We start from the raw sequence: 26,548 nt of genomic DNA, 5'->3' as shown, positions 1-26,548 counted from the left end.
ATGATCAACAAACAACCGAACTTCTCGCTACTATTCATCATCCCTGAATAATTCTTTTAGAAACTGTTCTTTTCGATTAAGGAAGCCTGATGTAATTTGATAATGTTCTGTATCTTCGTAGTTGATTTTTTCAATAGGAGCACTATCAAAATTATAAATAGAAGCATCAGGATACCCAAGAAGAATCGGGGAGTGGGTGGCAATGATAAATTGCGCATCGCCCCTCCCTGCCAAATCATTAATGATTTTCAAAAATGCCAATTGACGGGCAGGAGATAAAGCGGCTTCCGGTTCATCCAGTAGATAAAGGCTCTCCTCCCCGAAACGGTTAAGAAACAAAGACAGAAATGCCTCCCCATGAGACTGCTCGTGCAGAGATCTCCCTCCATACCCCTTATATCCAAAGGTTGGATCTTCTTTCGCCAGTTCATCCAGGTAAGAAGCAAAATGATAGAAACTTTCCGCTCTCAAGAAGAATCCCCGATTGATTTTCGGAAGCCAAGAAAGCCTGATATATTGGCCAAGGTCTGATTGAGATGCTTCAACGGAATAGTTCGTGTTCCTGCCTCCGCTGGCATTATTAAAGCCGCATTGATGGGCAACTGCTTCAAGAAGGGTAGACTTGCCAGATCCGTTTTCGCCTACGAAAAATGTGACAGGATTCTCAAGCTCCAATGACTCAAAATGGTTGATTGCCGGTATGGAGAAAGGATACCGCTTGTCATTTGTTATCTTGTCCCGCATCAATGTAATCCGTTTTAAATACACTGCTTTCACTCCTTAAAAACCTTACTTGTTTAGGTAAACAAAGAAAAACGAAAAGAGGAATAAAAACAGAAAGACAACTATTATTCCTCCAGACTCCTTTCCAGAATCACCATGCTGTTTATTTCTCTTAATGAAAAAACAAGAAATGGATACACCCATAATGAACATGACAGGGAAAGACCATTCCGTTTCAAATAGTTCCTTCCTTCCTAATTGCTGTTTTCGCATAGAATGTGGCTATTTTAAAACTAAAGGATTTCCGCTCCAGGCGCACGACTCCGCGGGGCGGGCGTTGAGCCTCCTCGGCTTCGCCTGTGGGGTCTCACCTGTCCCGCTAGTCCCGCAGGAGGTCACGCGCCTTCCGCTCCAATCCTCCTCCGTTAAAACAGAGATGAGGTTAATAAAGCATTCCAAAGCACCAATCATTTAGAAACGCTGTTTTCTCATAAATTGTGGCTTTCGGCAAAATCCCAAGTACCGGATTTCCCCCCTGGAATCTGAGTTTTCCTCTCCAACCAGGAAGGATAGCTCTTTTCTTTCTTGCATATCAGGTTATTTCTGTTTAATTATGGCGGCAGTTTTTGAATTTTATATAGAATAGCAACAAAGTTTACTAAAAGAATCCTTAGAAAAGGGCCCTTTCTTTCTAATAGAAATAAAAAAATAGAAAGTTAGCAACAAAGTGTTAATAGGCTTTCTATTAAATGATATCGCCCGGACTTTATATTTCACAGATTCGTTTGAGTGTCTCTATAACATCATTATATTGATCAGAAAACCAGGTGTAAATTGATTACAGGTTTTCTTGTTAGTTACAAAACGGTTAAAAGCAGGTCAAATAAACTTACACATTATAAGGACTTCACCGTGTAAATCTCAGTCAAATAGGGTTAAAGAACAAAGATCTCTAAGTTTTTTCAACTCATCCCCTAAGTAGTACAGGTTTGTTATGACACTTAGTTAATAAAAAGAGCCCATTACATTAAACCGCCTGATCAGACGGTTTTTGTAATAGGCTCTATGATTAATCAGTCTTTCCTCGGTGGTCTTGGTCCCCAGTACTGGTAGTAGTCAGTTCTGATGAAGCCATTGAAAAGCTTTCTTTTCTTCGTGGCTTTCTTGCCGTAACACTCTTCAAATCCTTCGTGCGAGGTCATGATATATTTTGACCATGTATCCATCTTTTCAAACGCCTGACCCATAGACTTGTACATGTGTTCCACTTCTTTTCTATCACCGATTCGTTCACCATAAGGCGGATTGCCGACGATGACACCATAGCTCTTATCGCTATGGAAATCCCTTACCTGCATCTGTTTAAACTGAATGAGTTCACCCAAACCTGCCTCAAAGGCGTTATTCTTGGAGACTTCAATCATGCGGTGATCGATGTCTGTTCCCAGGATTTCAAGCGGCTGATCGTAGTTGGCCAGGTCTTCGGCTTCCATCCTGACTTCTTCCCAAATCTTTTCAGGCATCCATGGCCACTCTTCAGATAAGAAGTCTCTGTTGAATCCCGGAGCGATATTTTGGCCGATTAACGCAGCCTCAATCGGAATGGTTCCAGATCCACAGAAGGGATCAGCAAATGGTCTATCCGCATTCCAAGTAGTCAATTGAATCAATGCGGCTGCAAGCGTTTCTTTTAAAGGAGCTTCACTTTGGCCGATTCGATACCCTCGTTTATGAAGGCCCTGCCCGCTTGTATCCATGGTCAGCGAAACGACATCTTTATGTATAGCCACTTCCAGCTTGAATAAAGATCCGCTTTCCTCCAGCCAGCTGGAACGGTTGTATGCTGTTTGCAATCGTTGAACAATTGCCTTTTTTGTTATAGCTTGGCAATCGGATACACTATATAACTTAGACTTCACCGATTTTCCCTGTACAGGGAACTCAGCGTCTTCCGGAAGATAATCTTCCCACGGAAGTGCTTTTGTTTTTTCAAACAATTCGTCGAAGGAATAAGCTTTAAATTCACCAACCAGTATTTTTACACGATCTGCGGTCCTCAGCCACATGTTTGCACGAGCAATGGCTTTTTCATCACCTTCAAAAATGACTTTGCCATTTTCCACTTCACATTCATAACCAAGATCTCTTACCTCTTTAGCCACAAGGGCCTCAAGCCCCATCGCAGCTGTAGCAATCAATTTGAATCTCATATTTTTCACCCTAACTTTTAAGATATGAATAACGCAATACAAACCGTATAGTTATTGAATTTGCACATAATATGTAGGTTTCTCTTCATTTCTAAGTGTAACCATTGAAGTTGAGTTTAAGCAACAGATACACAAAGAAAACAGTGATTTTAACAGCATAATCCAGCCTTACGATATAATCATTGTGTATATCAACATAATAAAAGCTCTCCTCTAAGAAAAGGAGAGCATCACTTAACAATTTTATAATACCCATAATAACATTCTGTAAGCCATGTTTTGTTCCTTCGTACTGCAAACGATGGGTCATCTCGTACTCCGGCGGCAATCATCTATCTACGAAACGGATGTTTCGTCCTTCTTCTCGTTGAATTCCTCGAAGAAGATGCCCCTACCATATTTTGGGTTTCTCGCTCGCGGGGTTTACCTCGTTCCACTCTTGCAATTTCTTGCAAGACTCCGTCACTGTGGCACTTTCAAGGTATTCACACCATATCCTGAGGACTTAGGTGTTTTCCCTGCCGTCAATCTGCATCTGCAGACTGCCCTAGCTTATGAATTGGCTAGGCACGAACACTACGGGCATCTCAGCACCGTGCGAGCATGGACTTTCCTCTACAACTAACGTTGCAGCGATTACCCGAATGTTATTATTAGTATATCCAAAAAGTAATTATACAGAAGAACCAGCTATAGTACAAGCGTTAGTATTTTCCAGAATCAATCGTACAACTTGTTACCGAACACATGCTTCTCCAGATTCGACAGTCTTTTCAGTATATCAAAGTTAGTCGTACCGGTCTGCTGCTGCGGAGACGGAGTGCGGCGGTTTGATTCTTCAACCTGTTTCTTCAAGCGCAGGTTTTCTTGCTGCAAATCTTCAATTTCCTGATGAAATGTTTCATAATCTTTGATGATCAAATCAAGGAATTTATCCACGTCTTCTTGTTTATAGCCGCGCATTCCCGGTTTGAATTCTTTTTCGAGTATATCTTTTGCGGTCAATTTCACTTTATCAGATATCATATTTTCACCTCTAAATTCAACCAACATCAAGTATATTTTTTCAAAAAAAACGCTATTTGTCAATTTTTCTTTCAATCCATAGTATTTAATTGTTCCTCTTCCACTATCCATTGTAAATCCATAAAAGTAATCTGCCTAATATCCAGGTGATGATTTTCCTTGTATTCCTTTGCCGCTTTAAAGAAATACTGAGGAGATCCTTCTTTCTCTTCATCATATAAGATGACAAGAGCATCACTTTTATCTAAGAACAGCTGATCCCTGTTTTTAAACTGGGCCGGGCTGGTATACGGCTGCTTGGAAACGCTGTCCATAAAATCAGCTTGAGAAGTAATCATTTCGTAGAATTCTTTATTGTTTTCATTCCAATTTTCTTCCTGATTCATGAAGGGAGTCAATATGGCCAGCTTTAGATCCGGATACTCCAGCTGCAATTCAAATACGACTTCTGCGGCCCATAATTCTGTTCCGATCTGTCCGCTTATCAAAACCCATTCCAGCCCTTCTTCAAGAAGGCCTTGCAGCTGCTTTTGAATCGCAGCCTTAATATACTTCAATGCTGGTTCTTCTTCTTTAAAGATACCTAATTCATATGATTTATAGCCTGTTACAGCTGCCACCAATCCCATCTGCTTACCTCCTTGCTCACGCCTCTGTTCTTTACACTATAATCAATTTTGTTTTCTTTGTAAAATACTCTTCTCGTTAAGATTGCGGATTAAGGAATGGACTCCCACTCCTGCCATGCGACTTTGAGAAACGGGTGATGAATGCCGTCCAGCGATAGACAGATTTGCAGTGCTCCCGTGAAGAACGGCACCTTTTTCTTTTGCCGGGACATATTATAGTTCTCTTGGGACTGTTTCTTCATGGCTCTTTTCTTAAACCTTGTGGCTGTTTGATATTGATTTTGAAAGGCAGCTCAAAAATGAAGCGTAAAAATCCCATTAAGCAAGAGAGAGAAAGAACTTCTCTCTCCGTTTAGAGCGGAAAAAGGGAATATCTGAAAGCATCAAATCATACAAAAACAGCTTTCAACAAAATCATAACCACCCGTTTAAACTGGTGGCTTACTCTGCGGCTGGAAGCCTTCCTTACCAGCCTTGGCATAAAAGGCCCAATGGATTATTTTCTCTGGCTATTTATTCCGGCTGTAAAACGTGGAGAATTAAGCGGAGAAATTCCGCTTATTTAAATCATCACGCGAAAAACAGCTATAATAAGCGAAGAAATTCCGCTTATTTGTATAAAAGATGCGAAAATGGTTCGTTTCGCTGTGCTTAAGCGGAAAAATTCCGCTTATATACCCTAAATCACATTTAATTCTTAAGCTTAACCGGAAAAATTCCGCTTATTTTAGGCTATATTAATGCCAATCAGCAAGGATACCTCCCCTCCTGCTGGAATGGCATGTGGTAATAAGGAACCGGCTTTTTCTATAGAAAGAGGGTGTTCTATACCACGCTATAAGCTCTCTGGAACCCCCGGCATAGCCAGGAGTTTTCAAGACCATCAAACAAAATAAAAACCAAGAACAAAATTGTCCTTGGTTTCTAACATTATCTGCCTGGTCCGAACGGTCCCATAGGGCCGCCCATTGGTCCCATAGGTCCCGTCGCGCCAGGGCCTCCTGGTCCAGGTCCCTGACCGCAATTGAAGTGCTGGTGGGATACACTATCCACCATCGATTGTGATTGAGGGAAATAATGCTTATGCTGGTACATTTGATTATTTACGACAGTCGTATGCTGGGGATGAACATGCGGCACTTCATACGTTGAGAAGTTATTTACTGTACAGCATTTGGTAGGATGCATAACTGTCGGAAGAACTTGATTAGGTCTGCGATGCATACTAATTTCTCCTTTCATCTTTTGTTCCTTTACATTAACAGCCTATGATGAAAGGGTAGAACATGTACTAATGCAAATACCTATTTTTAGGGATTTGGCCGGTATAACCTGCGGATACTTTAGAAGCAATCCAGGCTTAAGACCTGCCCATATAAGGAATCAAGCTATCCAAGCAACGTATAAGAGCCGTCTTTCATGCTTGAAAAGATGAAAGCGGTTAAGCCTATGACTACGAAAAAAAGAAAAACTAAAGCTCTGCTCATCGATTATCATCCTATCTCAAAATTAGAATCAACGAATTTCAACACAATTCAACATTTTACAAAAGCTCAGGAGATTCCTCAATAAGAAATTAATGGAAAACGTGACAGTTGTTTGACAACTTAATTTGCAGTGCAGCACCTTTCCAGCAGAACGATTAAACCACAGCATGAGTTCCTCAGTTACAGCCTGACATCCATTCATCCGTGCAGGTAATGCCTGCTTTTTTTCGACAAACGCTGAAAAAGTTAGCGAATGCTGCGGTTACCCGGGAAATGACCGTTATTTCGCTAATTTTCTTTCGAGTCTCTCCAGTCTTTTCTCCAAGTCATAAGATACCTTCTCATTAGATACTGCTCTTTCCTTCATTTCCTCATAAGCCTTTTCACTAAACATCAAGGCTTTGTCATACCTTTTGAACTGATGCTCTGACAGCTTGGCCAGTTCAATACAGGCTTCCAATCTTAGATCTTCCGGTCCCGTTTCCCTTACTTCATTCCAATAGTCATATGCGGTGGAATAATTTTTCAGCCGTTTATATTGAAAAGCCAGCGTATGTTTTGCAGCCAATGACTCGGGGCCTGCTGATTCTGAAATAAGCTGTTCCAGCTTTTTCACAGCCTGCTCCTTATCTCCCAAGTAGTCAAACCATTTTCCGACCAGCAGTTTTTCATCGCTGCTTTGAGTTGAATCAATGCCCAGTATTTGAAAGCTCAGATGAACGTAAAGCACAACCAAAGACAGGATGTCCAATTCATTATGAAGGAGGACCTTAAACATTCCTTCCGGGTCTTTCCGCTCAACGAAATCAAAATAAATCATCGGAGCTAAGTAGCCGGGGACATCATCCGTTCGATGAAAATCAAGGATTTCTTTTTCCACATTGCTTAATTTGACAGAATCCATCTTCGATTTCCAAAGCCTTCTGCTTCCATGAAATAGATCAAAGTGGCCAAATGAAGGAAGTTTAGGTACATGCTCCCTGATTAAAGTATGCCTGGTTTTTACCTGCGGCCAGTCAAATGCTTTGCCGTTATAAGTCACAAGGGTGTTATAGTCTACCTTTTCAAGGAAACTGTGATATAGAGGAATTTCACTTCCCGGTCGAGGAAGGATATGCTGCCTCAAGATTAGCTGGTCTCCTTTTACCTTTGCATAACCCAAAAGAAAGATGGTATTGCCTGTGCCGCCTCCGAGGCCGGTAGTTTCTGTGTCAAAGAAGAATAGATCTTCCACAGCAAGTCCTTTTGCAGATAGAGGGTGCGTACCTTCAAACTGATTCCAGGCATCAACCGCGTCTTTTATTTGCCCCAAGCGATATTTTCCATGGTAATCGGACAATTTGTATGTCTTCTCGAGAATCAGACAATAATCTTCATCTAAATAATAGGGTTTGACTCCGTGGGATGTCCAGGTTTCCAAGAAGGGAATCTCCATCCTTACAACAGGCTCAAGATGTTCAACATGCTGATCCGGCTTATCTCTCACTATATGATTTTTCATGCGATTCAGCTTGTTTTTTAGTGACATTGTATCCCTCCCTTCCGATGACCGGCTATAGATAATTTTGAAGATTTCTTTTAACTTAACGCAGCCATTCCAGCTCTGTTAATCAGAAATGCTTTCCAGAAACATATCCAGCAATTTTACCGAATCGTTTTTCGCCTCGTCTGATGAAATATCTGTGCCGATACAAGAAGGACAGCCATTTTCACATAGACATCCTGCTATCATCCTCTTAGCCTCCAGCAAAATATCACCCATTTGATCATAAACCTTTTCGCTGAGCCCTACTCCCCCAGGGTAGCGGTCGTAGATAAAAATAGTAGGTTTTTCATTGTGAGCAGCTTTGACCTGCGGAACCACATAGACGTCACTTGGATCACACATGACGAATAATGGCACAATAGCCTTCAAGCTTTGCGAGAGTCCAATTAATCCTTGTTCGATCCGGTCAGTCGATAGATCTATCTCTTTCTTTAACGAAACCCAGGTTGAACTGGTATGCAGCTCTTCTTCAGGCAGATGAATCGGACCTGAACCGATATTTTCATGTGTATCGAACTTGATTTTCTTAAAGATGGTGGCCATCGCCTGGACAGTGACATCGCCATAGGCAGTTTCAGCGGATTCACTGGACTTCGATTTGTCCTCTTCCAGCACCCTCAGCTGAACTGCTAAATTGGCGTCGGTAAAATAGTCTACATCCACTTCCCTTACAAAGGCTTTCTTCTCCTCCCAATCCAGAAGCTCAACTTGAAATTGGATGCCCTGATGCAGGTAAATGGCTTCATCATGAAGAAGTGTCATAGCCGAAAACCTGTCCATTTCTCCAATAACTTTCACGTTGGCAACATCGCTTTGATCAATGATAATGACATTCTCTTGTGAAGCAGAACGCAGGCTGATGTTATGTGCAGGGAATGAATCATTCATCCAATACCATTTTTCTCCATTTTTGTGAATGACACGTTCCTCAGCTAGAAAGTCAAGAATATCCTCTATATCCAATCCGCCAAATTGCTCTCCTTCCTTAAAGGGCAATTCATAAGCAGCACATTTAAGATGGTCAATCAGAATGATCAAGTTGTCAGGGTTAATACGGGCAGTCTCAGGCGAATTCTCGAAGAAGTATTTGGGATTTTCAATGATGTATTGATCGAGGGGACTTGAACTGGCAACCATGATGACCAGCGCCTCATCCTGTCTTCTTCCTGCCCTTCCTGCCTGCTGCCAGGCACTAGCGATTGTCCCGGGATAACCGGTCATGATGCACACCTGCAGCTGGCCTATATCCACACCCAGCTCCAGCGCATTCGTACTGACGACTCCATATATTTCTCCGCTGCGCAAGCCCTTTTCAATTTCACGCCGCTGAGTCGGCAGGTATCCACCTCGGTATCCCCGGATGGACTTCGGGCCTAGTTGGGACTTCACCAGCTCCTGTAAATAGGTCAGAATGATTTCCACCCTGACTCTGCTTCTTGCAAAAATAATTGTTTGTATTTTATTTTTCAGCAGTGCTCCTGCTATATCCCTCACTTCAAGGGTCGCACTTCTCCTGATATTCAATGGCTTGTTGACGATGGGCGGGTTATAGAACACGAAATGCTTCTTACCGCTCGGCGCCCCATTATTATCAATCAGCTCCATCTTCTTTTCTGTCAGCCCTTCTGCGAGCTCGTTGGGATTGGCGATGGTGGCCGAGGTACAAATGAATATAGGGTCACTGCCATAAAACCTGCAAATCCTCCTGAGCCGCCTTATCACATTGCTGACATGGCTGCCGAATACACCTCGATAAATATGAAGTTCATCAATCACAACATATTTCAGGTTTTCAAAGAGTGATACCCATTTCGTATGATGAGGCAGAATGGCAGAATGAAGCATATCTGGATTCGTAATGACAATATGGCCGGCTTTCCTGACCTTCTGGCGGATATTCGCAGAAGTATCGCCATCATATGTATAGCTGTTGATCGCGGCATCCGCTTCAGCGATAATCTCATTCAGTTCACTCTTCTGGTCCTGAGCCAAAGCTTTGGTAGGAAATATATAGAGAGCTCTCGTATTCTTGTTTTCTAATATGGATTGCAGCACAGGCAGGTTGTAACAGAGTGTTTTTCCCGAAGCAGTCGGCGTAACTGCTGTAAAACTCTTCCCGCTCATGGCTGTATCGAAAGCGGTCGCCTGATGTGTATAAAGATTTTCTATTCCCCGCTTATTTAAAGCTGACTTCAGTTTGGGATGAATTCTTTCCGGTAATTCTCTAACCTGTGCTTTTTTTTCTTCTATAGTATGCCAATGGACAATTTGCCCTTTATGTTCTGTCTGTTGTTGAAATTGATCTATCATCTCTTGCAAGTTTCTTTTACGAAGCATGCTTTTTCACCTCTCTCTTTATTTTAGCGAATAAACGTTCGAATAAAAAGAGAAAAAAATGCCAGGTAATAATTGGCTTGGCCAATATCACCCGGCATCTCATCTTTATTTGGTCTCCTCTATAAAGTTCTTTATTTCGTAAGAGAGTTTTTCCGGCTCTTCATATAATCCCATATGCCCCGAATTCTCCAGCAGTACTTTCTTAATATGAGGGCGGTCTGAGGTAAACGTTTTTTCTTTTGGAACAACGCTGTCATTGGCTCCTGCCACCAATAAAACCGGAAGACTGGCGCTTTCAATGACATGCTGCAAATCTCCTCGGCTGCGCATGGCTTTCAGTGTTTCTTTTGCACCAGCCGGACTGGTGTTATACCCAATCTCTTTTACTTTATTGATTTCCTCTTTAAGTTCTTCCAGCCTGTCCTTACTAAAAAGAGCTGGAACCATTTCGTCAATGAAAGAATACATGCCCTTTGAATCAATTTTATCTATAGATTCTGTCCTTTTATCCTTGGTACTCTCATTATCCGGCAGCGGCGTTGAATGAATTAATCCAAAGCCTTTAAGCTTGTCAGGAAAGTTTTGCACAAAGGACAGAGTCACATATCCTCCGAGTGAATGCCCCAGCATATATACATCTTTCAATTGCTTTTGGTCCATGAAGTAGTATATATCCTTAGCCATATCCTCTATGGAATATCCTCCTTCTGGAATTCCGGATCCTCCATGTCCGCGAAGATCTACTGCAATTACACGATATTGGTCTAACAATGGAATGACTTTTTCCCAATAGTCGGAGCTTCCGCAAAAACCGTGCAGCAGAATGACTGTCTGTCCTTCACCCATATCTTTATAAGCAAGTTCATTTATGCCGACACGCTGAGTATCCATTCTTATCCCGCCCTTCTTCAGAATCTATTCTTTATATTGCCCTTCAAGAAATCGGCTAAACGTGCGGGGACATTAACACAATTCCCTGCAGACCCACATAAAATAAATCGTGAAAACGGTTTGAAAGGAGACAAGTATGATGGATGGTAACCTGCCTGATAAAAAGAAACCCAAGTTTGGTGAATTGATGGATTCCTTTTTTCAAGAAAAGCCGGTGCGAGGGATCCTGGAAAGCATCGATGGCTTTTTCTCTTCACCATTCCCCTTTGGAGGATTTCCAGTGGAGCTTAAAGAATCAAAAACAAATTATACGATCACAGCCAAGCTGCCCGGGGTGAAGAAAGAACAAATAGATATTGATGTTTTTCAAAATTATGTAACCCTTTCAGTCCATAATGAAGAAATCCACACTTCTGAAAATGAAAGATCAAACGTCTTTTTCCAGAAACAGCTGAAGCAGCACAACTCCAGAACAATCCCGCTCCCCGGCATGGTGGATGAACGTAAGGTAAAGGCTTCCTATCAGGATGGATTATTGACGTTAAAGATAGGGAAATTAAAGGGGAAGAAAGTAGAATTGTAAAAGAATATAGAAGGACCCTGTTCAGCCTTGGCTCGAAAATTGCTGCCATTAGAATGAACCAGCTCCCCCTTTTATTCTCTCAATCATTACAAGAAGCTCAGGGCAGGCCCTGAGCTTTTTTCTACACTTATCCTAAACCTTGAAAATACCTCCCAGACCCTTAACCATCGAAGAGACTTGTGACATAGCGTTCATCATTTGCCCGGCCGTATTCACCATTTTATTAAAATCAAGGGAACCATCCTGTGATTTAAAGGACTTCATGATTGTTCCCACCCCTGAGGATTGCGGCTTTGCCATAAAACTTCCTTTAGGGTATGGATTCACCATTCCTTGATACTCGTTATAACTTCCGCTTTGTGAATAACTGGTTTCATCAGGCTGTAGCGGGTTCTGGAAGTACTGATTGGCATAAGGATTGCCATGGGCGTACATTCCATATTCTCCGGATGGGTTTTGATACCCCTGCTCATAACCATAAGGCAGCTGCTGTGAATAGGGCGTTTGCTGGTACTGCTGCGGATTACCATAATGGGGATAAGGCATGGTGCCATTATATGTGTTTTGATACCCGTTATAACGGTAGTAGGCAGGAAGTCTCCTATTCTGAAACTGATTCTGAAACTGATACATTTCCATTCATCCTCCTGACAAAGGAATCTCTGCTATAAACTATGTTTCTCTCAGAAAAAATGTGCAGATGCCCTGTTTGGCCTTTGGTCTCTCTAATTCAAAAGAATATTCGACAATTGCAGAACTTTGTCGGAAGTTCCATTTTTCTTACAACTTTAAAATTTGGCAATCCATGTTAGTATAAGCATGTAAGGGGAAGCGGGAGATACCTGCTGATACTAACGTAACAAAGGGGAGGATTCATAATGAATTTGGAAACTATTCAGGAATTATTTCAAGAGAAATACAACTTTAAACCAGCCTCGTTAAATGAACTTCTGACTTTTGCCCGAAAATGCTACATATTGAATGAAATTACGATTACGGAATACAGGCAGCTTGTTAAGGAAATTGAAGCAGCCTATCCTGCATCGGACGCTCCGATGGTTTCACATTAATTATATAAATAAAAGGGGCAGATTCTTTTAGAATCCTGCCCCTTTTCTATTGCTGTTCTTCCTTTAATTGTTCAAGAACTGTTTTAAGCACATAGTGCACAGACTGAGAATGGCTGATGAATCTTTTATAACTTGCTTCCGGGAAAAAGGCTTGTATAGAAATCATCTCCAAGTTTTCAGCTGTATTGATAATCTGGCTGGGGTGAAGGTTTTTCGGTCTGTCTTGTTTCATCCAGTCCAGGGCCGTTTCCTGCCAAAGGTCGATCTTTTCTTTGGCTCCATCTGCAAAAGGCTTTACTTCTTGATAAAAATCGCCTTTTTCTCCCCGCTCTCGTGTTTCTTTATATATTTTTAAGATTTCTCCATTGGTTTCCAGGAGTTCTGAAGTTAATTTCCCTAAATTATTCATTCAACCTCTCCTTTGCTTTAAGATGCCTATGAGGCAGATTATTTTGTTTCTTGTACTGCTGAATAGGTTTTTTCCGCCAGTATCCTTTTTCAGCATGATTACTCTTTGAGAACCGGCTTTTATGAATTTAAAAAAGCAGCTTTTGCCAGCTGCTTTTATTGTTTCTTCATTTTATGTGGTTTTGTAAGATAATTCAAGATTATTCATCGCTTTATCAAGAGAGGTTTCTCCGTATAAGCTCATTTTGAGAAGAACACGCGTCTCCGCCTTGGTATATTTTTTTTCAGCCTTTGCCAATTTTAACTTTCTCTCATTGACCAGTGAATTTCTTTCTTCGGTAACCTTCACGTTTATGATCTCTTCCAATTCATCCAATTGACTTTCAATATCCGTCAGCAGCAGGAGCAGGTCATCTTTGCACACCATTTTAAAGCCTCCTCGAATTTCGTTTATATACCTATTCGCTCTTCTTTTACCGGCACCTTCCACCCTGACAAAACTAGTACTCTTTCGGCAAAGAAAGTCGGAATCAAACAAGTTGAGCAAAGTCTTTCGACAGAATCACTGCATGAAAACCGCAGCTATTTCGAACAATATAATGAGGAGGTGTTAAGGATCATGGCAAAAAACGAAAGCAAGGAACAAAGAATTAAAGAAGCGAAGCGCAGCGAAACGAAAGCTGGACAAGGCAATCCAAAATTATCAGGTCCCGACCGTCCATCTACTTAATACATTTTATTATACAGTGCCGGCATGCTCATGGAAGAAGCATCGCCGGCATTGTTATTTGGCCTCTGATTTTGTTGATACCGCAGCTCATAAAACCTTGCTTCCTATAACAGCATGAACCCCGAGATTTGATGAAAGCATTTATTTCTTGAACAGTTCTTCCAGTTTAATCAGTTTGTGAATCTGTCTCTGCTTACGGAAGAACCACTCTGTCAATTTTACCGGTTCTTCAAACGCCGACCTCTGGAACCAGCTTTCTTTCACTTTTCTTTTCTTTGACCAATCTTCCAGCTGCTTGTGAACATGGTGCTCTTGTTCCTCATATACCGTTCTTAATAGTGGAGTGCCTGTATAAGGCGCATCTTGGCAAAAGCGCTCATAATCCCTCCTGGATCCGGTGGGTTCTGTAGAAAGTGCAAATTCCTTAAAGTGCGGGTATAAATCTTCCTTAAACAAAATTTGAGATAATCTGTTTCCAAGAGCAATCCTGCTGTCCAATTTTCTGAAGTCACTCACACTGGCTCCGTAAAGGTTCCCCCTCTTCGTGGGAAAAACAACTGAAGAGAAATGAAATCGGTCTTCCAGGAAAAACAATTTACTTTTAAAGACTCTCCTTTTATAAACCGGATGCCCGATAACTGGTTCTTCTATAACATTTTGTTCATTGATGATCAAGGACTGCATCAACCTGTCCCTGTCTCCTGTCTCCCAAAACCCCCTCCACTCCTCCTGCATGAACGAAGACACAAAAAATTCACGAAATAAGTGAAACATTTCTTCCTCTATTTCCGTCTTATAGTGATGTATCAGGAGCTGAGGAAATATATCTTGAAAGATCAGCCAATTGGCCCGTTCATAAGTCAGGAATAGAGCCTTCCTTGTTTTTGCATCAATCATCGACGGAAACCAGGCCCCTTGCAGGTCACACATATTCCATCCGGCGTTCCGGGAGACCATCGAGGCTAAAAAAGACCATTTTATTTCTGGATGTAATAGGTAATACTCTTGATAAGCCTTTGTTCTTGATATATTATCTCGGTTATATCTAAAGGTTTGTTCGCGAATGGTTCTGATTATTTGTTCAGGAGTTTCAGCAAGCGAGCATTCGGGTAAAAACCCGTGAAAAAAGGATATTTTGGCCATATTAACCGCCCCGTTCGTCATTATAGGGTTATGTTAACGAGATTTAGGCATTTTTATTCACCCATCATCTTGACGTATCTGATATGATATAGATTAGTTTGTGAGGTGGGAATATGAACTTCCATTATCCCAATGGAAAAAAATTCATTCAGAAGGCTTCCCCCGTCAATAAAAAAACGGGGGCAAAAAAAGCCTCATATAGCAACCGGGGAATGACTCTTGAGGAGGATATCAACGAAACCAATAAATATTATCTTGCAAATGGAGTCGCCGTTATCCATAAGAAACCGACACCCGTTCAAATTGTCGATGTCCACTATCCCCAGCGAAGTGCGGCAGTCATTAAGGAGGCATATTTCAAACAGCCTTCTACGACGGATTACAATGGACTTTATAAAGGCAGATACATTGATTTTGAAGCAAAAGAAACGAGGAACAAAACCTCTTTCCCACTGCAGAATCTTCACAGCCATCAAATTCAGCATATGAAACAGGTTGATGAACAGGATGGCATTGCGTTTATCTTAATCCGTTTTTCAACGACAGAGGAAATTTTCTTCATGAAATTCATAGAGCTTTATAAGTATTGGCAGAGAATGAATCAGGGCGGAAGAAAATCTATCAAGAAAGAAGAGATTGAAGCAGATGGAGTGAAAATCTCTTTAGGCTTTCATCCCCGAATTGATTATCTCAAGACGGTACATTCATTATATTTTTAAAATCAAGGCTCCAGCTGAAGTGCAATTAGAGAGCATGCAGCGAAAGTGGAGTGAAGATGAAAGAGAGGATACACACTATGTCTGGTCAATATAAATCCAGGGAAGAAAAACGCCTTGCTCAGCAAAAAAAGGCTAAAGGTAATGGCAAAGGCAAAAAGAAATCTTTTTTTGCAAAGGCCATTATCAGTTTATTTATCATTGGGATCATAGGGATGCTTTCAGGAGCAGGCCTTTTTGCGTACTATGCCAGCAAAGCACCCGAGTTGGACGAGTCTCTTTTGAAAGATCCGATCGCTTCAGAAATTTTCGATATGAACGGCGATTTGATCACCACCGTAGGGACAGAGAAGCGGGATTATGTCAATTATGAACAGATTCCTCCTCTAATGGAAGATGCCATACTTGCTACCGAAGATAACCGCTTCTATAAACATAACGGGATCGACATAATCCGTTTGGGCGGTGCGGTGATTGCCAACGTAACTAATGGATTCGGTTCAGAGGGTGCGAGCACCCTTACTCAGCAGGTCATTAAAGGATCTTTCCTGTCTCCTGACAAAACGCTGGAACGAAAGGCGCAGGAAGCGTGGCTTGCAGTCAAGCTTGAACAGGATTACACGAAGCAGGAAATTTTTGAAATGTACTTCAACAAGGTATATATGTCTGCCGGGATCAATGGCTTCGGCACTGCTGCTACCTATTATTATGGAAAAGAATTAAAGGACCTTGAGCTGCATGAGGCAGCACTGCTTGCCGGAATGCCGCAGAGCCCTAATAACTATAATCCTTTTGATTATCCGGAAAATGCTGAAAAGCGAAGAAATATCGTTCTCAGCTTGATGCACCAGCATGAAAAAATCAGCCAGGAAGAAATGGAACAGGCGCAGGCAATGCCTGTCACAGAGTCTCTCGTTTCCGAGGAAGCAAGAGAAGAACGCTCTATTGATAAATATCAAGCATTTGTTGATGTTGTGATTGATGAGGTAGCGGAGCTTGGAGACTATAACCTGTTTACGGACGGCCTGAAGGTTTATACCACTGTAGATCCTAAAGCACAGGAGCGTGTGGAAGCTATTCTTGCAGGTGAAGCGATTGATTTTGACTATCCCACTCGTCATGAAGAGATATTCCAGGCCGGGATTACCCTTCTCGACACTCAAACCGGGGAAATACGCGCTATTGGCGGCGGCCAGGCTTATGGAGAAGAAAACAAACGTGGATTCAACTTTGCTGTCGATCAAAAAAGACAGCCTGGTTCAACCATTAAACCCCTTCTTGATTATGCACCTGGAATTGAACATGAAAAATGGTCAACCTACCACCAGTTTAAAGATGAGCCGTATACCTATGAGAAGGGCACAGAGGTCAATAACTGGGACGGCCAATTCAAAGGTGATGTTTCTATGAGGCTTTCATTATGGGATTCCCGAAACGTCCCTGCTGTTAAAGCCTTGAAAGAAGTAGGAATTGATAAGGGAACAGAATTCATCGCAAACTTAGGATTAAAGTTTGATGAGCCCCTTTATGAATCTTCTGCTATTGGAGCAACACCAGGAGTCAACAGTGTTCAAATGGCTGGAGCCTATGCAGCCTTTGGAAATGGCGGAATCTACAACAAACCGCACTCTGTCACCAAGGTTATTTTAAGAGATGGAGAAACTGAGGTAAATGTTGATCCTGAACCGAAAACGGTAATGAAAGATTACACCGCTTATATGATCAATGACATGCTGAAGGATGTATTGCAGCCAGGCGCTACCGGAATTTATGCAAATGTCCCAGGATTGCCTATGGCTGGAAAGTCAGGTACTACTAACTATGATAAGACCTATATAGCTGAAAATGGTATCCCTAAGAACGAAGCACCAGATTCTTGGTTCGTAGGCTACACAACAAACTATACGGCTTCCGTTTGGACGGGATATAAAGAAATGCAGTATTCGTTAAATCCTTTAGAACGAAGAATTGCTCAGTATATCGTCAAAGACATCATGAGCTACGTCTCACAGGATATCGACACACAGGACTTCAAGAAACCTAAGAGTGTGGTCGAATCTCCTGTAGAAAAAGGATCCAACCCTGCACGGCTTCCAAGTGATTACACACCGGAAGACAGGATTACTTATGAATTATTTGTTCGAGGGACAGAGCCAAGCAAAGTCTCTGAACAATTCGATAAAATACCTGCTCCAAAAGGGCTGGAGGGAGAATTCGATAACGACAAAAAAACCATCACCTTAACTTGGGACTATGATGATGATGATCGTAAACCAAGCTTTGAAGTTAAAGCATCCTTCAATGGAGAAGATTCCAAAGTCCTCTCTACTACTTCTGAAAAGGGACTGATTGTTGAGAACATCGCAGCTGACGGAAGCTACACATTCACCGTAACTGCTGTCGATGGAGAACAGCGCAGTGAGCCTGTATCAGTTACCGTCAACGTTGAGGGCCAAGAGCCTGAGGAGGAGCCTGAAGAGGATATAGAAGAAACTCCTGAAGGTGAAGAAAACGAAGACGGTGCCAATGAAGAGGATGAGGAAGAAAATGGTGAAGGAAACGGCGATGGTGAAAATGAAGAGGATGAAACGACACCACCTGCCGAAGATGGCACTGACGAGGAAAATGACGATGATGCTGGCGAAGACCAAGGCGAAGGCAATGGAAACACCGGCGGCACTGGAACAGACACTAACTCTAATGATGATCAATAATACAAAAAAACAGCGTCTGACATAGTCAGACGCTGTTTTTTTAAGCTCTTGTCGTAAACTTTATTGCTTTTTCATATTAATTTCGTAAGATAACGCAATTTTATTCGGCTATCCAAAAAAATGAGTGGTTAACCGGTTTAGAGAAAAATCTTAATATCTGATGTGAGATACTGCCGAAAGCAATCAAATGCGGATACAGTCTATTTAAAGGGTGTTTGCTAATAAATTGCTGATTTAAAAACGATTTTACCTTCATCCCTCTTTACAAGGAGGATTGAAGCGGAAGGCGTACGATCTCCTGCGGGACTAGCGGGACAGGTGAGACCCCGCAATCTAGTTCCAGCGCCTAGCCCCTCGGGGTCAAATAACCTCAAGAGAATAAAAGGAAAGATCGCCTTTTTTTCTCTTGAGAACATTTGCCTGTCGGGGCTGACCAAGGCGCTTCCACTTTTTATACAGGCGCAGCCGAGGAGGCTCACCGCCCGCCCCGCGGAGTCGTACGCCTGGAGCGGAAATCCATTTTGTTTTATAAAGCCACAATCTTTGAGAAAACAGCCTTTTTAAAAGCTCTTTTCGTAAACTTTGTTGCTATTTATAATCTCATTCGGAAAATAAAATCATAATTCCCTCCACATAACCTGTTAAGCATGAGAGAAAAGAGCTACTCCCTCCTTTTACAGAGAAAATCCTCCGTATCCAGGGAAAAATCCGGCTCTTGGTATTTTTCCGAAAGCAACAATCTATGCGAAAACAGCCTTTTTTTATGGTCTTGAAAACCCCCTGGCTATGAAGGGGGCTCCAGAGAGCTTATAGCGCGGTATAGAACAACCTCTTTCTATAGAAAAAGCCGGTTCCTTATCACTACATGCCCTTCCAGCAGGAGAGGAGGTATCCTTGTTGATTGGCATTAATAAAGCCTAAAATAAGCGGAGTTTTTCCGGTTAAGCTTAAGAATTGAATGTTATTTAGGGTATATAAGCGGAATTTTTCCGCTTAAGCACAGCGAAACGAACTATTTTCGCATCTTTTATACAAATAAGCGGAATTTCTCCGCTTATTATAGCTGTTTTTCACCCTATGACTTAAATAAGCGGAATTTCTCCGCTTATTTCTCCTCGTTTTTTTCAGCCGGAATATATAGCCAGAGAAAATAATTCATTGGGCCTTTTAGGCCGAGGCTTGTAAGGAAGGCTTCCAGCCGCAGAGCAAACCACCAGTTTAAACTGGTGGTTTTGATTTAATGACGGTGTTTTTGAAGAGCCTGGTTCTTGGCATATTGCTTTGTTTGTTCGATGAACAACTGATCCAGCTGCTTGTAAGAATGAAACAAAGACGGCTGTGTTAAAACAAAATCCAGCCTTTCAGCCACGTTCACCGGTTTTATTGACAGAAGCTGAAGCTCTTCTTTCAACCTAAGAAGATTCACAGGTTTGCCGTTTGACCAAAATAAATACATTATGAACTGTGCAGCCGCTTTTTTCATTAGTCCCTTTACCTCAACAGAAGCACGCCTAGAAAAAGCTTCATTCAGTTTTTCACGCAGTTCCGTCAGAGTCCCTTCCACCTTTCTTATGGAGACAGGATCCCCCCAGGGCGCCCCTAAATGACTGCCATCATTGTAGTAAAGGATTTCATATGAAAAAACAGGGTGCAGTGAATCCATGTTCTCGTCATCAATGAAGACCTCATCTTCTGATTCACTATAGAAGTAGGAATGCGTAACCTCTTCAGGTACCTGATAAAGTTTCTTCATTACTTCTTACTCTTCATCCGCTTCTTGCCTTCCCTGCAAAGATCCAGAAGTGGACATAATTCACATTGAGGAGACTGGGCTTTACAATGGTACCTTCCAAAGAAAATCAGGCGGTGGTGGGTATCAGTCCACTTCTCTCTTGGAATCTTTCTCATCAACGTTTTCTCGACTTCGAGTACACTATCTTTCCAGCGGCAGATAGCCAGCCTTTTACTGACCCTTTCAACATGTGTGTCTACGGCCAATGCGGGTTCCCCAAATGCAACAGAAACTACTACATTAGCCGTCTTTCTCCCCACCCCTGGCAGTTTGACAAGCTCGTCTCTTGTTTGCGGGACTTCCCCAGCATGCTCTTCCAAAAGAATCTCACAAAGACTTCTTATATTCTTTGCCTTATTTCGGTAAAGTCCAATTGAACGGATATCCTGCTGCAGTTCTTCCAGACTGACCTTTAAGTAGTCTTCCGGCTCTTTATATTTCTCAAATAAACTTTTGGTCACTTTATTGACCAGGACATCCGTGCATTGAGCTGACAAAAGAACGGCAATGACGAGGTCAAAGGGATTTCTATGGTTTAACTCACAGTGAGCATCAGGAAACATTCTCTCCATTTCGGTCAAGCAGTACTCTATTTGACTTTTATTCAACATATAATAATCACCACTGATTGATTGTTAGATTTTTTGCTGTAATAAGCAGTTGATTTCCGCCCAGTCCCCTTCTAAAAGGCCAGGGAGTTTAATTAGAATCTAAATGCCTCAAACTTTTATCAAGGCTGCATAAAGTCTTTTGTTACAGAAAGTCCACACTTCAGCAAGCTAATGAGTTCCCCAGCTTAATTCCGCTTCTTTCTGCACGTCTAAAAAATTTATGTTCCAAAATCCTCAGCCTCTTACCCTCTGTTTAAAAAAGCCTTTTTTCGCATCCATTGTTGCTTTCGGAAAAATCCCAAAAGCCGGATTCCCCCCTGAATACTAGGCTTTTTTCTCTAAACGAAGAGAGAAGCTCTTTTCTATCTTGTTTAACAGAATTTTCCTTGTTGATTATGCCGCTATCTTTCGTAATTAATATCTAATAGCCACAAAATTCACGAAAAGAGCCTTAAAAATAAAGGAATGCCGCCTTGCCACGGCACTCCTTCTTAGCAGATATTTACTGTTCGAGCCAGTTATAAAAAGGGACAGTTTTTTTATCAGATTGAGAAGACTGTGAGGATATTTGCTGTTTTTGATGCGGCCTGAACTTTTCTCCCTGCTTTTTGGCTTGTTCAATGGTTTTAACACCGTTCTTTTTCCACTCAAACAGGATTCGGTCGATATACCGAAAGTTCAGTTTCCCGGATATGACAGCTTCCCGCAGTGCCGCCTTAATAATGACAGCATTATGTTCATCTTGATCAACCCACATGGCAAGTGTCTCGCACTCCAATGGGGAAAGCGGCCGGCTGAATTCCTGTTCAAAAACGGTATACAAATCTGTTTCATCCAGAAGAGCCTTTTCCATGCCTTCTCCTTTGCTTTCATTTACCACAAATTCAGCAAGTTTTGACCAGAGCGGTTTCAATGTGTATTGCTCATAAAGAATTCCACTGGAAGAATTGCCTTCCACTATTGAAATGAATTGATTTTGCACGAGCCTTCTGAGAATCGAGGAGCACTCCTCACTCGAAAAGCTCATGTTGGAGGAAAGTTCTTCAGGAGTAGGAAAATCGTTGCCTTTATCGATAAAGGAGTAAACTTGAAGAAGCAAAACAAATTCTGATTCACTCAAACCGAGTTTATTGTAATTGGAAAGAAGCAGCTGAGGGATACTGATAGTCCCCTCTTCCAGCCAGCTTACCATTAATTGTTTATAATCCATAATACGTCCACCTCAAATAATAGTATATCATGATGAAAGAAACACTGAACATGGAAAAGACTACAAAAGTACTTTTACCAGTTCAAGGTATACGCAATCACTAGTCAAAGCAAAACAATTCCAGGTTTCCTCCTTATGAAGAAAGGCCGGATTTCCTTAATCGCCTTATATAATCTCCTGGATACTTTTGCTTACCTCTCTGAATTGGGAACAGCTTTATTTCTTGCTTGCCAATTTATCTCTGGAGAAATATGGAGGTATTCTTCTGACTTCTGAATAATAAAAACAAAGTTTTCGAAAGAACAAGTAAAAACGACCGCCAAGGAATCAATCGCAAGGCAGTCGTTTAAATGCTTCCATCTATTAAGGATATAGACGGTTTAATAATCTTGGGAATGGAATCGTTTCGCGCACGTGTTCAACGCCGCTGATCCATGCCACAGTTCTCTCGAGTCCAAGGCCAAACCCTGAGTGAGGAACTGAACCGTATTTGCGCAGTTCCAAATACCATTTGTACGCCTCAGGATCCAGCTCATGCTCTTCGATGCGCTGACTGAGGATATCGTGGTCATGCAGACGCTCGGACCCCCCTATGATCTCTCCATACCCTTCTGGGGCAATCAAGTCCGCACACAGAACAACATCCTCACGATTTGGATCCGGCTGCATGTAGAAAGGCTTCAGGGAAGTTGGATAATGGGTGATGAATACCGGCTTATCGTAGCTTTCAGCAATGGCCGTCTCATGAGGAGCGCCAAAATCATCTCCCCACTCTATATCATTAAATCCTTTTTCCTGAAGGAATTTAACTGCATCATCATATGTGATACGCGGGAAAGGTGCTTTGATATTTTCAAGCTTGGAAGTATCGCGTCCCAATCTTTCCAATTCCAGTTTACAGTTTTCAAGCACTGATTGTACAATATGGGATACATACTCTTCCTGTACTTTAAGACTGTCCTCATGCTCATAAAAAGCCATTTCAGGTTCTATCATCCAAAACTCAATTAAATGGCGGCGGGTTTTTGACTTTTCAGCACGGAAAGTAGGTCCGAAAGAAAATACTTTTCCAAGAGCCATTGCCGCTGCTTCCATATACAACTGTCCGCTTTGAGAAAGGTAAGCATCTTCCTCGAAATACTTCGTATGGAAAAGCTCCGATGTTCCTTCGGGAGCGCTTCCTGTCAGTATAGGAGGATCCACTTTGACGAAACCTTCTTTATTGAAGTATTCATAGGTTGCACGGATGATTTCATTCCGAACCTTCATTACTGCATGCTGGCGGCGGGAACGCAGCCATAAATGACGGTTGTCCATCAAGAATTCTGTACCATGTTCTTTCGGTGTAATAGGATAATCAACAGCCTCATGGATGACTTCAAGGCTTTTCACCTGCATCTCATAGCCGAAAGGAGAGCGGGTGTCCTCCTGGATCACACCAGTGACATATAGAGATGTCTCCTGAGTGATGGACTTCGCCTTCTGAAAAATCTCCTCTTCGACTTCACTCTTGACGACAACACCCTGAATGAAGCCTGTACCATCTCTAAGTTGAAGGAAGGCAATCTTGCCGCTTGATCTTTTGTTTGCCAGCCAAGCACCGATCGTCACTTCTTCTCCAACATGCTTATTTACTTCTGCAATTGTTGTTTTCACGTTTAATTCCCTCCAAAAACTCAACACACTTATGTATCAATTTCTTTTTATTATACATATCCACCCAACCCCTAGCAACAGAGAAAACACAGCAAGGGGTGATTCATCAGATTAAGCGGCAGAAAATCTGCCGCCTGAACCTGCTTTTTATTTTGATTGCTCCATTTTACCCTTAACAAAAGAATGGATTCTCTCTAATGCTTTTTCAAAAGAATCAAGAGATGTTGCGTATGATAACCGTATATTATCAGGCGAACCAAAACCGGATCCTGGAATAACGGCCACCTTGGCTTCTTCAAGCAGAGCTTTCGTAAAGTCGTCAACCGACTCATGCCCGGTTAGTAACGCGGCTTCTTTTACATTGGGGAAAAGATAAAATGCTCCCTGTGGTTTAATGCAGGTGAACCCTGGAATTGCATTCAGCTTTTCAATGACGATGCCTAAACGGTCCTGAAAGGCTTTCCTCATGTCTTCGACTGGCTCTTGTGTCCCCTCATAGGCGGCAATAGCACCGTGCTGCGAAGTTGTCGTAGGATTGGAGGTTGAATGGCTGGCAAGGTTCGTCATGGCTTTGATAAGCCGTGCATCCCCTGCTGCATAGCCGATTCTCCAGCCTGTCATGGAATGTGACTTTGATACTCCATTGATGACAACCGTCTGCTCTTTTAATTCAGGTGAAATCTCCGCAATCGAAACATGGCTATTTTCACCATAAACAAGCTTTTCATAAATCTCATCAGACACGATCAGGATATTGTGATCAAGACAGACTCTGCCGAGAGCTTCCAGTTCATCCCTGCTGTACAGCATGCCTGTAGGGTTGCTTGGTGAATTGATAATGACTGCTTTTGTTTTGTCTGTAACAGCATTTTTGAGCTGGTCAGGAGTTATTTTGTACTCATTTTCCTCTTTACCTTCGATGAATACAGGACTGCCGCCTGCCAATTTTACTTGTTCGGGATAGCTGACCCAGTAGGGAGTGGGAATGACTACTTCATCTCCCTCATTAAGAAGAACCTGGAATAAAGTGTACAAACCATGTTTCGCACCGCTTGTGACCATCACTTGCGACGGATCATAGGAAATACCTTGATCCTTTTTAAATTTATTGATAATGGCTTCTTTTAATTGTGGCAAACCGCCTGCTGGAGTATACTTTGTATGTCCATCGTACATCGAATCAGTCGCAGCTGTCATAATATGGTCAGGAGTATTGAAGTCCGGTTCACCGGCACCAAGCCCTATAACATCTATACCCTGTGATTTCATCTCTTTCGCCTTTGCCGTAATGGCAAGGGTTGTAGATGGAGTTAAAGCACTGACTCTATGTGCCAATTCCAATTTCATATGCATTTCCCCCTATTAGAGATTTTCAATCTTCCTCCACCATTCTCCCGTTTCAAAGAGAAGGTAATAGTAGTTCAGGTGCTCATTTTCATCAAGATACGTCATTTCCCATACGGGTCCTACACTTTCCATGCCCAATTTGACAGACAGAATATCGGAAACATCGTTTTCTTGATTTAGTTTATTAATCGCATCTTCTTTCGAGATTCCATCGGCCCATTTTTTTTCGATAATTTCTTCATCGTTTTGAGGAACCCATAGGATGATCTTTTCCCCGGCTGCATCTTCGCCTGTAATGACTACATATGACTTATTGCCATTGTATAGAGCAACATCCTCTGTTGATGTTATTTCGGTTTCAGCTTCAGCCCTTATTAGAGCAGACTCGGCCCTTTCATTAGCTGGGGATCTGGCATTCAGGAATACGGCTGCTGCCGCTCCTGCCATTAGGAGTAAAATTAATACTGAGAAAATTATGAGTTTTTTCATTTCACCACTTCTTTATGTACGATAGATTGTAAAAACTGCCTGTTCTTGATCTTCAGGATCCAAGGCAAGTCCAAACATCAGATCTCTTTCTTTCAGAGTACGATTTAAAGCATCGACCACTTTGTAAAAATCAGGCGAATGCTGAATTTTGACGGTTGATAAAACCTCGATTTTGCTTTCCAAAGAAAATCCCCCTAACTTCACAAAAATTGTTATAAATATTGAAACAGTATTAAGGCAAAATAACATTAGAACCATTTCTCATTATAACAGCAAATGGACTTAAATCCGAACACAAACAAACAAAAACAATTCTATTCCACACACACTCCAGCAGGGGGCTGTCTGAACAGTCCTCTTTTCGCAGTGCCTGTCAGCCAAGCACCTGATTTTCCTCTGGAAAGGTAATTACTTCATAGTTGTTTTCATTGAATTTAATCGTGATAAGCCCATGCTGGCCTGTAAAATAAACATCAATCCAGCTCTCATGGAAAAGTTCCACAAGATCTGTATTCATATATTTTTTCTTATCTCGGTAAAAAACAGCTGTTTGCGGATCGATATGTTTTAACAGCCGTTCCGATAATAACTCCGTTTTGTTATACAACGGAACCTTCAATATATTGACATCACTTAACTGCTCATTCATTAATAAGTTCTCTGCCTCCTGGGAATGAGAACTCAGCCAAAGGAAACGATGGGGCAAAGAAGTGATAGAAAAATCCAGCCCTTCATTTTCCGTGCCGCCGTCAAACATGACATCGATGGCAACATTCTGATTTAGCGCATGCTTAGTGCCTTTTTCCAGAGGAATCACAGGCACTTCCGAACCAGTGATACCCGGAGCAAGTTTTGCACCTGTCAGCACTTCTTCCACTCCCCATTGTCCGGCAATCCTATTGAGAACATCTCTATGATATTCTGTACTATCGGTGACAAGTATTCCTTTTATCTTTTTGATTCCATACTTATCCAAAATGGAAAAAAGCGAATCCGACTGGCTGCTTGTACTTGTGTTGATCAGGTAATTCACACCTTCCGGCAGGTGGATAACCGCAACTTCCCCTTTTTCAAAAGGCAGGAAAGACAACGCAAACTCGTCTGGTTTTAACTTCAGGTCCACCTGTGGACCAGCTGCTAGTATATTCCCTTCTGATAAAAGAAAAAACATTATCATCAGGAACGCCGCCGTAAACCCTCTCATGACTAACATACCTCCTATTTTATCTC

Annotated in this window: 25 protein-coding genes and 1 other RNA gene; 4 read left to right on the top strand and 22 right to left on the bottom strand. The window is 41.9% G+C overall.

Features of this window, described 5'->3' with window-relative positions:
• Positions 1–30 precede the first annotated feature (30 nt).
• The 10 genes from FZC79_RS06495 to FZC79_RS06450 all read right to left on the bottom strand — a co-directional run bounded on the left by FZC79_RS06495 (position 31) and on the right by FZC79_RS06450 (position 10,849).
• Positions 31–768 carry an AAA family ATPase gene (locus FZC79_RS06495; protein WP_148945999.1) on the bottom strand — a complete coding sequence of 246 codons (738 nt, stop codon included), beginning with the start codon at positions 766–768 and terminating at the stop codon, positions 31–33.
• 1,028 nt (positions 769–1,796) lie between these two features.
• Positions 1,797–2,933, bottom strand: a complete 1,137-nt coding sequence (locus FZC79_RS06485; protein ID WP_148945997.1) for a THUMP domain-containing class I SAM-dependent RNA methyltransferase — start codon at positions 2,931–2,933, stop codon at positions 1,797–1,799.
• A gap of 263 nt (positions 2,934–3,196) precedes the next feature.
• An RNA gene (gene rnpB / locus FZC79_RS06480) (RNase P RNA component class B) lies at positions 3,197–3,581 on the bottom strand.
• 72 nt (positions 3,582–3,653) lie between these two features.
• On the bottom strand, positions 3,654–3,959 hold the full coding sequence (gpsB, locus tag FZC79_RS06475) for a cell division regulator GpsB (RefSeq protein ID WP_148946138.1): 306 nt from the start codon (positions 3,957–3,959) through the stop codon (positions 3,654–3,656).
• Between the two features lie 71 nt (positions 3,960–4,030).
• Positions 4,031–4,588, bottom strand: coding sequence for a DUF1273 domain-containing protein (locus FZC79_RS06470; protein ID WP_148945996.1), 558 nt, complete (start codon positions 4,586–4,588; stop codon positions 4,031–4,033).
• An 89-nt stretch (positions 4,589–4,677) separates the two neighbouring features.
• Positions 4,678–4,830: a hypothetical protein gene (locus FZC79_RS22990; RefSeq protein WP_187442659.1), complete on the bottom strand. Its 153-nt coding sequence runs from the start codon at positions 4,828–4,830 to the stop codon at positions 4,678–4,680.
• Between the two features lie 688 nt (positions 4,831–5,518).
• Entirely contained in the window at positions 5,519–5,812 is a 294-nt protein-coding gene (locus tag FZC79_RS06465; RefSeq protein WP_148945995.1) for a CotD family spore coat protein, read from the bottom strand.
• A 543-nt stretch (positions 5,813–6,355) separates the two neighbouring features.
• Entirely contained in the window at positions 6,356–7,603 is a 1,248-nt protein-coding gene (locus tag FZC79_RS06460) for a ribonuclease H-like domain-containing protein (protein WP_148945994.1), read from the bottom strand.
• Positions 7,604–7,681: 78 nt separating this feature from the next.
• Complete coding sequence (locus tag FZC79_RS06455) at positions 7,682–9,958, bottom strand: DEAD/DEAH box helicase (RefSeq protein WP_148945993.1); 2,277 nt, start codon at positions 9,956–9,958, stop codon at positions 7,682–7,684.
• Between the two features lie 105 nt (positions 9,959–10,063).
• The gene (locus FZC79_RS06450; RefSeq protein WP_148945992.1) at positions 10,064–10,849 is read right to left on the bottom strand and encodes an alpha/beta fold hydrolase; all 786 of its coding nucleotides are present in this window, start codon (positions 10,847–10,849) and stop codon (positions 10,064–10,066) included.
• A gap of 136 nt (positions 10,850–10,985) precedes the next feature.
• On the opposite strand from FZC79_RS06450, the gene FZC79_RS06445 reads away from it, so the two are divergent.
• Positions 10,986–11,432 (top strand): Hsp20/alpha crystallin family protein, encoded by a 447-nt coding sequence (locus tag FZC79_RS06445; protein ID WP_148945991.1) that lies wholly within the window; start codon positions 10,986–10,988, stop codon positions 11,430–11,432.
• Between the two features lie 132 nt (positions 11,433–11,564).
• Here the strand turns inward: FZC79_RS06445 and FZC79_RS06440 are convergent, their stop codons facing one another.
• On the bottom strand, positions 11,565–12,065 hold the full coding sequence (locus FZC79_RS06440) for a YppG family protein (protein ID WP_252183263.1): 501 nt from the start codon (positions 12,063–12,065) through the stop codon (positions 11,565–11,567).
• Between the two features lie 245 nt (positions 12,066–12,310).
• On the opposite strand from FZC79_RS06440, the gene yppF reads away from it, so the two are divergent.
• On the top strand, positions 12,311–12,502 hold the full coding sequence (gene yppF / locus FZC79_RS06435; RefSeq protein ID WP_148945990.1) for a YppF family protein: 192 nt from the start codon (positions 12,311–12,313) through the stop codon (positions 12,500–12,502).
• 46 nt (positions 12,503–12,548) lie between these two features.
• On the opposite strand, the gene FZC79_RS06430 is transcribed toward yppF, so the two are convergent.
• From FZC79_RS06430 to FZC79_RS06420, 3 genes are all read right to left on the bottom strand, one after another.
• Positions 12,549–12,911, bottom strand: coding sequence for a YppE family protein (locus FZC79_RS06430; protein ID WP_148945989.1), 363 nt, complete (start codon positions 12,909–12,911; stop codon positions 12,549–12,551).
• A 171-nt stretch (positions 12,912–13,082) separates the two neighbouring features.
• The gene (locus tag FZC79_RS06425; RefSeq protein ID WP_148945988.1) at positions 13,083–13,337 is read right to left on the bottom strand and encodes a hypothetical protein; all 255 of its coding nucleotides are present in this window, start codon (positions 13,335–13,337) and stop codon (positions 13,083–13,085) included.
• A gap of 444 nt (positions 13,338–13,781) precedes the next feature.
• Positions 13,782–14,783: a DUF2515 family protein gene (locus tag FZC79_RS06420; protein WP_353733599.1), complete on the bottom strand. Its 1,002-nt coding sequence runs from the start codon at positions 14,781–14,783 to the stop codon at positions 13,782–13,784.
• Positions 14,784–14,896: 113 nt separating this feature from the next.
• Here FZC79_RS06420 and recU point away from each other — a divergent pair, with 113 nt between their 5' ends.
• Together recU and FZC79_RS06410 are read left to right on the top strand one after the other, a co-directional pair.
• Positions 14,897–15,502 carry a Holliday junction resolvase RecU gene (gene recU, locus FZC79_RS06415; protein WP_148945986.1) on the top strand — a complete coding sequence of 202 codons (606 nt, stop codon included), beginning with the start codon at positions 14,897–14,899 and terminating at the stop codon, positions 15,500–15,502.
• A 77-nt stretch (positions 15,503–15,579) separates the two neighbouring features.
• Positions 15,580–18,213, top strand: coding sequence for a penicillin-binding protein 1A (locus FZC79_RS06410; RefSeq protein WP_252183262.1), 2,634 nt, complete (start codon positions 15,580–15,582; stop codon positions 18,211–18,213).
• A 1,237-nt stretch (positions 18,214–19,450) separates the two neighbouring features.
• Here FZC79_RS06410 and FZC79_RS06395 read toward each other — a convergent pair.
• From FZC79_RS06395 to FZC79_RS06360, 8 genes are all read right to left on the bottom strand, one after another.
• Positions 19,451–19,966, bottom strand: coding sequence for a YpoC family protein (locus FZC79_RS06395; protein WP_148945982.1), 516 nt, complete (start codon positions 19,964–19,966; stop codon positions 19,451–19,453).
• The gene (nth, locus tag FZC79_RS06390) at positions 19,966–20,616 is read right to left on the bottom strand and encodes an endonuclease III (protein ID WP_148945981.1); all 651 of its coding nucleotides are present in this window, start codon (positions 20,614–20,616) and stop codon (positions 19,966–19,968) included. Before nth ends, FZC79_RS06395 begins: the two co-directional genes overlap by 1 nt.
• Before the next feature lie 502 nt (positions 20,617–21,118).
• A complete protein-coding gene (locus FZC79_RS06385; RefSeq protein ID WP_148945980.1) occupies positions 21,119–21,826 on the bottom strand; it encodes a DnaD domain-containing protein in 708 nt (235 codons plus the stop codon).
• 363 nt (positions 21,827–22,189) lie between these two features.
• Positions 22,190–23,482 (bottom strand): asparagine--tRNA ligase, encoded by a 1,293-nt coding sequence (gene asnS / locus FZC79_RS06380; RefSeq protein WP_148945979.1) that lies wholly within the window; start codon positions 23,480–23,482, stop codon positions 22,190–22,192.
• Positions 23,483–23,629: 147 nt separating this feature from the next.
• On the bottom strand, positions 23,630–24,823 hold the full coding sequence (locus FZC79_RS06375) for a pyridoxal phosphate-dependent aminotransferase (RefSeq protein WP_148946136.1): 1,194 nt from the start codon (positions 24,821–24,823) through the stop codon (positions 23,630–23,632).
• Between the two features lie 21 nt (positions 24,824–24,844).
• The gene (locus FZC79_RS06370; protein WP_148945978.1) at positions 24,845–25,318 is read right to left on the bottom strand and encodes a DUF5590 domain-containing protein; all 474 of its coding nucleotides are present in this window, start codon (positions 25,316–25,318) and stop codon (positions 24,845–24,847) included.
• 12 nt (positions 25,319–25,330) lie between these two features.
• Positions 25,331–25,501 carry a YpmA family protein gene (locus tag FZC79_RS06365; RefSeq protein WP_113928625.1) on the bottom strand — a complete coding sequence of 57 codons (171 nt, stop codon included), beginning with the start codon at positions 25,499–25,501 and terminating at the stop codon, positions 25,331–25,333.
• Between the two features lie 190 nt (positions 25,502–25,691).
• On the bottom strand, positions 25,692–26,522 hold the full coding sequence (locus tag FZC79_RS06360) for a hypothetical protein (protein ID WP_148945977.1): 831 nt from the start codon (positions 26,520–26,522) through the stop codon (positions 25,692–25,694).
• Positions 26,523–26,548 lie beyond the last annotated feature (26 nt).

The sequence above is a fragment of the Rossellomorea vietnamensis genome (assembly GCF_008180615.1).
GTDB lineage: Bacteria > Bacillota > Bacilli > Bacillales > Bacillaceae_B > Rossellomorea > Rossellomorea vietnamensis_D.
The sequence above is the reverse complement of the archived record's forward strand: the minus strand, read 5'-3'. Positions and strand labels throughout refer to the sequence as shown.